Source organism: Acetanaerobacterium elongatum (assembly GCF_900103835.1).
Lineage (GTDB): Bacteria > Bacillota > Clostridia > Oscillospirales > Ruminococcaceae > Acetanaerobacterium > Acetanaerobacterium elongatum.
In genome coordinates, this window is sequence record NZ_FNID01000061.1 from 1 (window position 1) to 8,662 (window position 8,662).

General features: G+C 45.2%; 13 protein-coding genes. 7 read left to right on the forward strand and 6 right to left on the reverse strand.

The genetic code is table 11. The features are described from left to right. Positions 1-205: transposase (locus BLR50_RS13990; RefSeq protein WP_205408699.1), on the forward strand; the 205-nt coding region annotated here is incomplete at its 5' end. Between the two features lie 153 nt (positions 206-358). Here the strand turns inward: BLR50_RS13990 and BLR50_RS13995 are convergent. Then, positions 359-955, reverse strand: coding sequence for an ECF transporter S component (locus BLR50_RS13995; RefSeq protein WP_242871779.1), 597 nt, complete (start codon positions 953-955; stop codon positions 359-361). Positions 956-1,104: 149 nt separating this feature from the next. Then, positions 1,105-1,986 (reverse strand): pyridoxamine kinase, encoded by an 882-nt coding sequence (locus BLR50_RS14000; protein WP_242871780.1) that lies wholly within the window; start codon positions 1,984-1,986, stop codon positions 1,105-1,107. A gap of 385 nt (positions 1,987-2,371) precedes the next feature. Between BLR50_RS14000 and BLR50_RS14005 the strand changes: the two genes are divergently transcribed. From BLR50_RS14005 to BLR50_RS14020, 4 genes are all read left to right on the forward strand, one after another. Then, complete coding sequence (locus BLR50_RS14005) at positions 2,372-2,560, forward strand: hypothetical protein (protein ID WP_092643721.1); 189 nt, start codon at positions 2,372-2,374, stop codon at positions 2,558-2,560. A gap of 180 nt (positions 2,561-2,740) precedes the next feature. Beyond that, a complete protein-coding gene (locus BLR50_RS14010) occupies positions 2,741-3,442 on the forward strand; it encodes a hypothetical protein (RefSeq protein WP_092643724.1) in 702 nt (233 codons plus the stop codon). After that, positions 3,423-3,728 (forward strand): winged helix-turn-helix domain-containing protein, encoded by a 306-nt coding sequence (locus BLR50_RS14015; RefSeq protein ID WP_242871781.1) that lies wholly within the window; start codon positions 3,423-3,425, stop codon positions 3,726-3,728. Before BLR50_RS14010 ends, BLR50_RS14015 begins: the two co-directional genes overlap by 20 nt. A gap of 193 nt (positions 3,729-3,921) precedes the next feature. After that, positions 3,922-4,371 (forward strand): hypothetical protein, encoded by a 450-nt coding sequence (locus BLR50_RS14020; RefSeq protein ID WP_092643730.1) that lies wholly within the window; start codon positions 3,922-3,924, stop codon positions 4,369-4,371. Positions 4,372-4,509: 138 nt separating this feature from the next. On the opposite strand, the gene BLR50_RS14025 is transcribed toward BLR50_RS14020, so the two are convergent. From BLR50_RS14025 to BLR50_RS14035, 3 genes are all read right to left on the reverse strand, one after another. Further along, positions 4,510-5,427 carry an AraC family transcriptional regulator gene (locus BLR50_RS14025; RefSeq protein ID WP_092643745.1) on the reverse strand — a complete coding sequence of 306 codons (918 nt, stop codon included), beginning with the start codon at positions 5,425-5,427 and terminating at the stop codon, positions 4,510-4,512. Positions 5,428-5,539: 112 nt separating this feature from the next. Continuing rightward, positions 5,540-5,749 carry a BhlA/UviB family holin-like peptide gene (locus tag BLR50_RS14030; protein WP_092643733.1) on the reverse strand — a complete coding sequence of 70 codons (210 nt, stop codon included), beginning with the start codon at positions 5,747-5,749 and terminating at the stop codon, positions 5,540-5,542. Then, the gene (locus BLR50_RS14035) at positions 5,746-6,294 is read right to left on the reverse strand and encodes a sigma-70 RNA polymerase sigma factor region 4 domain-containing protein (protein ID WP_092643736.1); all 549 of its coding nucleotides are present in this window, start codon (positions 6,292-6,294) and stop codon (positions 5,746-5,748) included. The genes BLR50_RS14030 and BLR50_RS14035 overlap by 4 nt, the downstream gene beginning before the upstream one ends. 155 nt (positions 6,295-6,449) lie before the next feature. Between BLR50_RS14035 and BLR50_RS14040 the strand changes: the two genes are divergently transcribed. Continuing rightward, complete coding sequence (locus BLR50_RS14040) at positions 6,450-7,634, forward strand: hypothetical protein (protein WP_143008136.1); 1,185 nt, start codon at positions 6,450-6,452, stop codon at positions 7,632-7,634. Between the two features lie 46 nt (positions 7,635-7,680). Here the strand turns inward: BLR50_RS14040 and BLR50_RS14045 are convergent, their stop codons facing one another. Beyond that, the gene (locus BLR50_RS14045; protein ID WP_092643742.1) at positions 7,681-8,106 is read right to left on the reverse strand and encodes a C39 family peptidase; all 426 of its coding nucleotides are present in this window, start codon (positions 8,104-8,106) and stop codon (positions 7,681-7,683) included. 214 nt (positions 8,107-8,320) lie between these two features. On the opposite strand from BLR50_RS14045, the gene BLR50_RS14050 reads away from it, so the two are divergent. Further along, positions 8,321-8,662 (forward strand): helix-turn-helix domain-containing protein (locus tag BLR50_RS14050; protein ID WP_143008134.1); only part of this gene is annotated, 342 nt, incomplete at its 3' end.

Consider the following 8,662-nt stretch of genomic DNA (forward strand, 5'->3'; position numbering starts at 1 on the left):
ATTTGATAGGCATGCAAATTTGAAGTATAAGTATGGGAACAGGCATTTCTGGTGCAGAGGATATTATGTTGATACAGTAGGAAGAAATGCAAAAGTAATTGAAGAATATATCAAAAACCAATTACAAGAAGACATAGCTTCAGATCAAATATCATTCAAAGAATACATAGACCCGTTCACGGGTAGCAAGGAAACAAAGGCATGAAAAACGAACAGCCGCTTTAGCGGCTGCCCGTAATAGTAATGCGGTTGGCGGAACCATTCAGTGCGTCTTGAGACGCTGTGCCAGTAATATGCCCTTTTAGGGCTGGTGCATACCACCAGTTTAACTGGTGGTTTTGATTATGATAAGAGCAGATTACTTCATCACGCGCTTGTAGATTGCGGTATGGCTTACCGCCTTGCGGATAACAAACGCGAGCGGCACCGCCACCACACACGCGATAACGGCATTCGCGATAGAAACTATACCCTTGGCTGTAACATCCGCCCATGCGGTGGCAACCTCGGTTCGTGCAAACCAGATATCAAACAGAAAGCTCTTGCCAAGGTAGAGTACTACATAGGTAAGCGAACCGGCAATCGCGCCAAGGATATTAAAGCCCGCCTTTTCGCCCCTGCGTCCGCCTGCGTAGGCAATCAGGCCGCAGACAAGCGCCAGGCAGAACTTGAATACCAACGTATAAGGGGCGCTCTCGGCGTAACCGGGGTATACCAAATCAAAAAAGAACGAACCGAAGCCCGCGGCAAGCCCACCGTTTAAGCCGCCCAGCAGCAGGCCGGAAAGCAGACAGAGCACGTTGCCCAGGTGAAGCGCCGTGTTGCCGAGCGGGGTGGGAATTAAGATTCTTAAAAACGAAGCGGCAAACACCAGTGCCGCCAGCAACCCCACGGCAACGATGATATAAAGATCAAAGCGTTTTTTAGTTTTTTCACCGGACATACTTATAATCATTCCTTTCCGGCGCTTTGTGCGGGAAAGGCACAAAACGCTATAAAAATTGCGATGCAGCTTTGCTGTAGGAGGAGTAATACTCCGACAGCAATTTTTTCAAAGTTTGAAAATTTACTTATAAACGCTACCCATTTAAAAAGTGTTGCCGGTTACAGCGGCTTAAAGCCCGAAACCATCTGCCGCTCGGTAAGCCATGGCAGGGTTTTCTCCAGCATAATGCCCTCGCGCGTGTCGGTGCCGAAGCTGAAGGTGGTATGGATAGTAAGCTCCACGTAGCGGGTGGCCCTGTCCATCGCCATGGGCAGGCTGTCGCCCATCAGCAGCGAACCGGTGAGTACACTGGCAAACACATCACCCGTGCCGGGATAGGAAACAGGCACATAGTTGCACTTCACATACCAAAAGGCGCCGCGTTCGCGGTCGTAGCCCAGGTTTGCCATCTCGCCCGTTGCCATCGGCACGCCGGTGATGACCACCTGCCTGGGGCCTTTCTCGCTCAAGCGCGCCAGCATGCTCTTGGCCTCACTGTGGGTAAGCGTAGCAGGGTAGTCCATGCCCAGAAGCATGGCGCTTTCGGTGAGATTGGGCGTAATGATATCCGCGGCCTGCACCAGCTCCACCATACGCGCCCTCATTACGGGGGTATAAGTTCTGTATGGCTTTCCGTGGTCGCCCATCACAGGGTCGACCACCGCCAGGGCGTTAGGGTAGCTTTTAAAGTAGTTCAGGCAGCTGTCAATCTGATGCTCCGAGCCTAAAAAACCGCTGTATACGCAGTCAAATTCAACACCGATGTTTTTGTAGTGGCTCAGGCTCTGGTTTAAGAAGTCGGTCAGGTCAAAAAACGCCACATCGCCGAACCCCCCGGTATGGGTGGAGAGGATTGCGGTTGGTATGGGGCAAACCTGCACGCCGATAGCCGAAAGCACCGGCAGAACAACCGAAAGCGCACATCTTCCCACGCCGGAAAGATCATGTATGGCGGCCACTTTTTTAGGGCCGGTTTGCAGAGCAGGCATAGTGTTGACCATTCCTTTCACCATACTTCATCAGAGCAAGAAGGAATAACCGGCATCTGATTACAGTATATCGCTTAAGATTGTGGTTATCAAAATTGTAAAAATGAGGGCAAAAACTATAAGATTCATCATCTTGAATAATAATAGTATATAACAACAATCCGGCTTCTGGCAAATAAAACAACCTAAAGCTGCTTTATAATTCCTTTTAATCTGCAAAGCTGTAAAACTGAACAAAGCCTGCTTGCAGCATTGCTATAAATTTATGCATCAGGTAAAACTTCGGCGAAATTGCGCCGATATTTACTATCAATAATCAATTCACAGACGGTGACAATAATTCTTGCAGATGTACACCTGCTTTTGATAGAACGCAGTCGAAAGGATGAATAGTACTATGAAAACCTTATCCAGCATTGCCACAGGTGTAGCGGTAGTGGCGGCAATTGGCGCCGGAGCCTATGTGCTTGGCGGCGGTAAGCAGATGAGAAGGATTTTTAAAAAAACCAAGCTGAAGAAGAATGCTGGAATGGCGATTCGTGCCGTATCTGATTTTATTGATGACCTGTCATCGATGAGCCGATAGCCACCAACCGCCACCTGTGCAAGGGCACGCGTGTACACACGCGTGCCTTACATATTTTATGGTGAAGTCCATGGTATCTTAGTACTTGCATTTTTTTTATAAAAGCGGGAATTGGGTATTGACAACCGCTATAAACTACTTTATACTATAAAGTAGTTTATAGAAAAAGGAGAGGTTGATATGGACGAGAATATCAGGCAGGCAATGGAGGATGTTTTATTTATTAAGAAAACCATGGCAGGCTCGCAGATTCAGTTAACCAGATTATCCGTTATCTTTTTTATTGTGGCTGTTTACGAAACGGTGGTGAATGCCGGCAGATTTATTTCTTTTTTTACAGCAGGCTCAATACAGCAGCAGGGCATTGTAAGCATGGTCCTTGCAATTATAAATATGGTATTCTTATGTATTTTAGCTGTAATTTTTTTCTTGCAGCGAAGTAAAATCAGCAAAACCTCGGGCAAAACGGCGGTACGCTTTTTTGATTTGTGGGGGGTTGTGTTATTCTTTCCCGCTGTTTTCAATGCATTAAGAATAGTTTCCTTTGTTGTTGACGGAATATTTAAAACCACTTCCGCCTTTAGTGATCAGTATTTTGCAGTAAACACGCTGCAAACTATACAAACAGTCATTCTGTGCATCGTCCTCATCGCTACCGGCATTATCCTAAATAACCGCCTGATTATAGGGTGGGGAGCTGCGGTTCTGGTGGCTTACGTGTTAACCTTCATCTTTCCCAATACGATTACCATACCCGGGAGCTTTTCCGATATCAGCCTTACAGTGCGGTCGCTTTATATGGTTATCATCAGCCCGCTGACCTATTTTATGATGGGCTTCTATCTAAAGAAAAAGGCTGGGAATGCTGATGGAAATTCATGAGATACCACCCGCCTTTCAAACAAGGCTTAGAATAGCAATTATCAGCGCCCTGGTAACGGGTGAAAAAACCTTCACCGAGCTAAAGGATATTACTCAATCCACCGACGGCAACCTCAGCGTTCAGGTATCCAAGCTGGAGGAATACGGCTGTGTTACCTGCAGCAAGGCGTTTGAAAATCGGAAGCCTAAAACCACCTATACCCTTACGGCGCTGGGGCTTCAGCAGTTTGCTGAGTATGTGGATATGCTGGATAAGATTTTAAAGGGCTATAAAAGCCAAGACTAGAAGCCTAAAAAGTTAAAATTTTTGTTGCACAATCTTGTTCGGGGCAGACGGACAAGATTGTATTCTTTTTAACGAGATTATTTATTTCTACTTGATTTGCTCTATGCTAAAATACAGGAGAGGTTAGGGAAGAGAAAGGTGAGCATCATCACTAATCTTGGACCGGCAATGAAGAAAGGTAATTTGACAGCATATGAAAAGATTAGCGGCACTTTTATTAACAGGGATTCTCGCCTTTTCTCTTACTGCCTGTAGCCAGAAGGTTTCGGAACAAGAGTATTATAGCGCCATGGGCGAGCTGGCAGACAGCTACAGCCTGATGGCGGATACACTGGATTTATCCCTGCAGACCTACAGCGATACCGCCGAGTGGTGGGACGCGGTGGATTCCTTGAAGCAGAGCAACGATGAAGTAGTATCCACCCTTGAAAAAGAGGTAACGCCTTATGTGCCCGATTCGCTGGCACAGCAGCATAAAGATATTGTTTCGGCAATAACAGCTTATTCCGACGCTATGCAAAAGATTATGGCGGCAAAGGACGCGGCTTCTGCCGAAGAGAAACAAACCGCCGTGGATGAAAGCACCAAGCTGGTTGCAGCGGCCTCGGAGCAATGGCAGGCTGCAATCGCCACCCTTAAATAATTCCTTCTTTTGTTATAATTGAACTGCCTAATACACAAAAGCACCGCACGGGAGAAAGCGGTGTTTTTGTGTTTATAAGAATGCAAAAATATACCTATTCTGCTGTTTTGCTTGCAGAATAGGTATTTTGTTTAGGCTTTATTTTGAATTAATTTGCCGAACCGGACGCGCCTCAATGTAACCGCGGTAGCCCATGGGCGCCAGCTGAAAGCGCGGCCCGTCGTCATCGGCCCATGTAAAGCCGTAAAGCTCGGGGTTATACCGCTTCATCACTTCCCACACCTGCTCGATGGCTTCGGAATACTGTTCATCCTCGTAGGGCGGGCCTTGGAAAACCATCACCTTGCACGCGGGCAGGTCGATGATCTCGCAGCCCTCCGGCACCATGCCGGTGTAATCCGCAGGAACCTCTACCCCTTGCGCATAAAACGAGGTGCCGGCGGTACGGAACCTATCCGGCAGCCACATCCCGATCGGTTCATAGAGCGCTTCCTTAATGCTGGAAAGCACCCCCCAGATATCGCAGCCCACCTCTTCGCAGTATGAAAAGTATTCGGTGGCCTTTATACCGCGTTTGATGATAAGCTTGCGCGCGGGGCGCTCCACCACCTGCACAAAAACGGCGGCGGTGTTTTTTTCGTTTTTCTCGGCCATATGATTCCCTCCTTTTTGAAGCATGAGGTAGTAATCGCGGATAGCATAGGGCATAAACAGCCTAAGCGGCGGCGTACGGCTTTGGTACTCCTTCGGGCTTAACCCGAACTGCTTCGAGAAGGCACGCGTAAACCCCTCGTGCGAATCAAACACAAAGTCCAGTGCCACATCCAGCACCCTGTCGTCGCTGTCGCGCAAGCGAAGCGCGGCCTTTGAAAGGCGCAGCAGGCGGATGTACTCAAACGGAGATTTGCCGCAGAGCTCTTTGAATAGCCGTGTGCAGTACCACGGGGAGTAGCCCGAGGCCTGCGCAAGCATATGCAGCGTAATCGGCTCGGCAAGGTGCGAGGCGATATAGTCCTGCATCCGCTGTACGGCATTCACCTTTTCCCAGCTTTCCACGTTGTCACCTCTTACGTTAAGGATAGCATTTTCAATGTTAGATTTCTTGACCGGGGTTGTGATATTAAATGCAGTATAACATAAATAGGGAATAGAGAACAACTTTTTGCGCTCATTTCAATTTCTCATCCAGCAGCGCTTTTATTTCATGCACGTCCTTTAGCGATTCCGTAAGGTCTGAAATAATCTTCTGGTAGTTCTGTTCGCGCTCGTCCTGCTTAGTGTCGCGCTTTTCCTGACTTTTTAGTATGTAAAAGATGAGAATACCGCTTAAAACAGCCCAAACGCCGTCCGGCAGAAAGTAATTCAATAATTCCGTCATGATAATAGCTCCTTTTTTAGCTTGTCTATTGCGTGTCTGCGGGCTTTGTTAACCGCCTGACAGGAGACACGCTTTAACAGGGCGACCCGGTTTGGGGTTAAATTCAGAAAATAGCACAGGTATATTACTTCAAATTCTTTACGGTTCAGGATATGCTGTAAATCGTTAAGCAGCAAAGAATCATAGTTGTCGTATGTAACGGCGATGATATCTATATTGGCAAATTCATCAGGGCTCATGTCACATTCCAGCAGGTGGGTTTGCCGGTATCTTTTATAAATTTTCGATATACGGACATAATCGCTGTAAACCGTGTTTTTAAAATACGAAACGAGAAACTTGTCCTCTTTATGCTGCATGTTTTCTATATGTAACGTTGTTATCAGGCCAATAAAGTCGGCCTGCAGGTCGTAAAAAGCGTCTTCGTATTGAAGCATACGGGCGTACTTTTTCAGCAGCGGAGTAAACTGATGAAGCAGTTTTTCTAACGCTTCGCCCTTGTGCTGCTGTGCTGCGACAATAAGGTTAAAAATATTGTCATCCATAACACTAATTACCTCCTTTATATATAAAAGAGGAGAATTAACGCTATTTTGAAACCCAGCAATTGTAAACAATCTATTAATTTAATATAATTATGCAGCAATTCAATCTTTTGGGTGTGCTATAATAAGGTAATTGAAAAATGGAGGCGTTTCTAATGAGGCGATTAACTAAGAGCAAACGTATAAAGAAAACCAAGATAATCAATCTGACGTGCATAGCGATATGCCTTAGTATTCTTATTGTTGGGATTAGCGGGTGTAGTTGGCAGGTTATTTCCACTAAAGCAGAACAATCATCCTTGCCGAGTGAACAGGTGGTTTCGAGCGATAAAGTGAGTAGTGAACCAGCCGCCGATATGTCATCAATTTCCTCTTCACCGGAACAGCAGGAGGATACCGTGAGTGAACATGCTGTTTTCAAGGTGACGGAGCTAGCCGAAAAGGATTTCCGAAGCGTTCAGGCGACAGTACAAGCTCGAAAGAAACTGCCGTTTGACGGGCATTTTAACAAAAAGATGGCTATCATTGACGGCAAATTAATCATTGCGGATGATTCAGCTGCTGACAATGTAAGAATATATCAATTCGATCCGAATACGTTAGTGCAAGAAAAGACGATAGATATATCTCATTGTGCGGTTGGCTTTAGCGACAAATATATTCTTATAATAAAGGCATCTACTGTGGACTATTATAACGGGAATTTGGAACTTAAAAAGACGGTCAAGATTAAAGCGGACAGTTCTTATCGTAAAAACGCACCACGCTTTTGGGGTATTGTCGTGATAGATGAAAACCACATTGCTTGGCAGGCCAATGACCGTTCAGTATCTGCGATGGAAGTGGCGAACGGGTATGAAAAAAACATTAAAAAAGTAGATGGCAACCTATCTGTATTAACTGAGGACATCTATAAAGCCGGTCGGCCCAACCAAATTTTTGTATCAGGGAGCGCATACGAAGGGAGCGTAAACAAGGATATTAAAGGCACTTCCGGTTTGGATGATGATATAATTGTACTCGGGGATATCACTCAAGGAACCGTTATCGACTATATTTATACGAAGGAATTGAATCATGCTTGTATATCAACAAAGAGCGGGTTAGTATACAAGCTTCCGGTGGAAGTGACGGCTAGAACATATCTTGCAATAGATGGGTTATTCCCCGAGTTTGATAAGCTTTATGATCTGGACAATAGAAAAGTGTATCATTTCATTGACCAATCAAGCATTTATGCGAACAACTTTATTGCGTCATACAAAGATAATAATAATTTTTATTTTATAATGTTTAGTTTAGAGGATGGGAAAGAAATCAATTATTTAATTAAGGTATAGAGAAAGGGGCGGTTGTAAAACTGCCCCTTTAGTTCAACCTAGATTTTTACGAGAAGTATTTTGTTGTATAAATACCGTTATAGCGTGTTGCATACCTTAGAGTAACGCTTTCTCCGGTCCACGGATCAGCACAGGTAAAATTGGATGCCGCAGGACTATTCTCTTCCCCGGTGAATGCTGTGACAACAACCCAATGCTCATTTGAGCCGGTATTAACTTTTACAATAACAGGATATCCGCTGGCTAAAATAGTAAGAATACCAGATAATGAAGCCGTACCATTTGTTACCGAGTATCCATATGCTTGGGCTATTCCAGACCAGTTTGCATATCCAAGGTTAAACCCATCTGCTTGGAGCGTTTCAGGGCTTCTATTGACACACATAGCAGCACAGGTAGCAGCACAACTCGTATTTGTAATCTGCTGGTAGATGGTAATTTTGGAGGACTGATCATAATGTGCTATTGCCATTTTTATATCTCCTTTAATTTTTAATAGAAACGCTTCCTACCGTCCGTATCCCATTCCCGTCCCCCGTACGCTGGCTCGGTTTCAGAACGCTTTCGGTATTTTGCCTTTCAATTATAAAAGAGTAAAAAGCCCCGATTTTTGAAACCCTATTTTAAAAAATATTTTAAAATATATAACAAAGAGTAGGCGCCCCGTTTTCTGATATGCTCCCTTTATGAGAGACAGTGAAATAACAAACACTGTTCATCATGAAGGGAGTATTTTTATGCCACAAAAATCTAAAATAGAGGTTACTGAAAAAGTTAAAATCACTCGAGAGTATGTATCTGGGAAAATTTCAAGAGAGGAAGCCGCCAGACGAGCCAAGGTTGCACCTGCATCAATAGCCAGATGGGCTCGGATATATCGACAGGAGGGTGCTTTGGGTCTTGCCCCGACAAAAAAGAACCGCGTTTACAGCTCCGAATTAAAGAAGAAAGCTGTCTTGGAATATCTTGCTGGCGGATGTGGTCTGCACACTATCTGCGAAAAAAATGCAATTCGTTCAGGAACACAA

What these genes read in the sequence shown, in the direction of transcription:
- BLR50_RS14045 (WP_092643742.1), bottom strand. Translation starts at nt 8,106, where the DNA reads ATGGCAATAGCACATTATGATCAGTCCTCCAAAATTACCATCTACCAG.
- BLR50_RS14010 (WP_092643724.1), top strand. Translation starts at nt 2,741, where the DNA reads ATGGACGAGAATATCAGGCAGGCAATGGAGGATGTTTTATTTATTAAG.
- BLR50_RS13995 (WP_242871779.1), bottom strand. Translation starts at nt 955, where the DNA reads ATGATTATAAGTATGTCCGGTGAAAAAACTAAAAAACGCTTTGATCTT.
- BLR50_RS14035 (WP_092643736.1), bottom strand. Translation starts at nt 6,294, where the DNA reads ATGGATGACAATATTTTTAACCTTATTGTCGCAGCACAGCAGCACAAG.
- BLR50_RS14030 (WP_092643733.1), bottom strand. Translation starts at nt 5,749, where the DNA reads ATGACGGAATTATTGAATTACTTTCTGCCGGACGGCGTTTGGGCTGTT.
- BLR50_RS14020 (WP_092643730.1), top strand. Translation starts at nt 3,922, where the DNA reads ATGAAAAGATTAGCGGCACTTTTATTAACAGGGATTCTCGCCTTTTCT.
- BLR50_RS14005 (WP_092643721.1), top strand. Translation starts at nt 2,372, where the DNA reads ATGAAAACCTTATCCAGCATTGCCACAGGTGTAGCGGTAGTGGCGGCA.
- BLR50_RS14015 (WP_242871781.1), top strand. Translation starts at nt 3,423, where the DNA reads ATGCTGATGGAAATTCATGAGATACCACCCGCCTTTCAAACAAGGCTT.
- BLR50_RS14040 (WP_143008136.1), top strand. Translation starts at nt 6,450, where the DNA reads ATGAGGCGATTAACTAAGAGCAAACGTATAAAGAAAACCAAGATAATC.
- BLR50_RS14000 (WP_242871780.1), bottom strand. Translation starts at nt 1,986, where the DNA reads ATGGTCAACACTATGCCTGCTCTGCAAACCGGCCCTAAAAAAGTGGCC.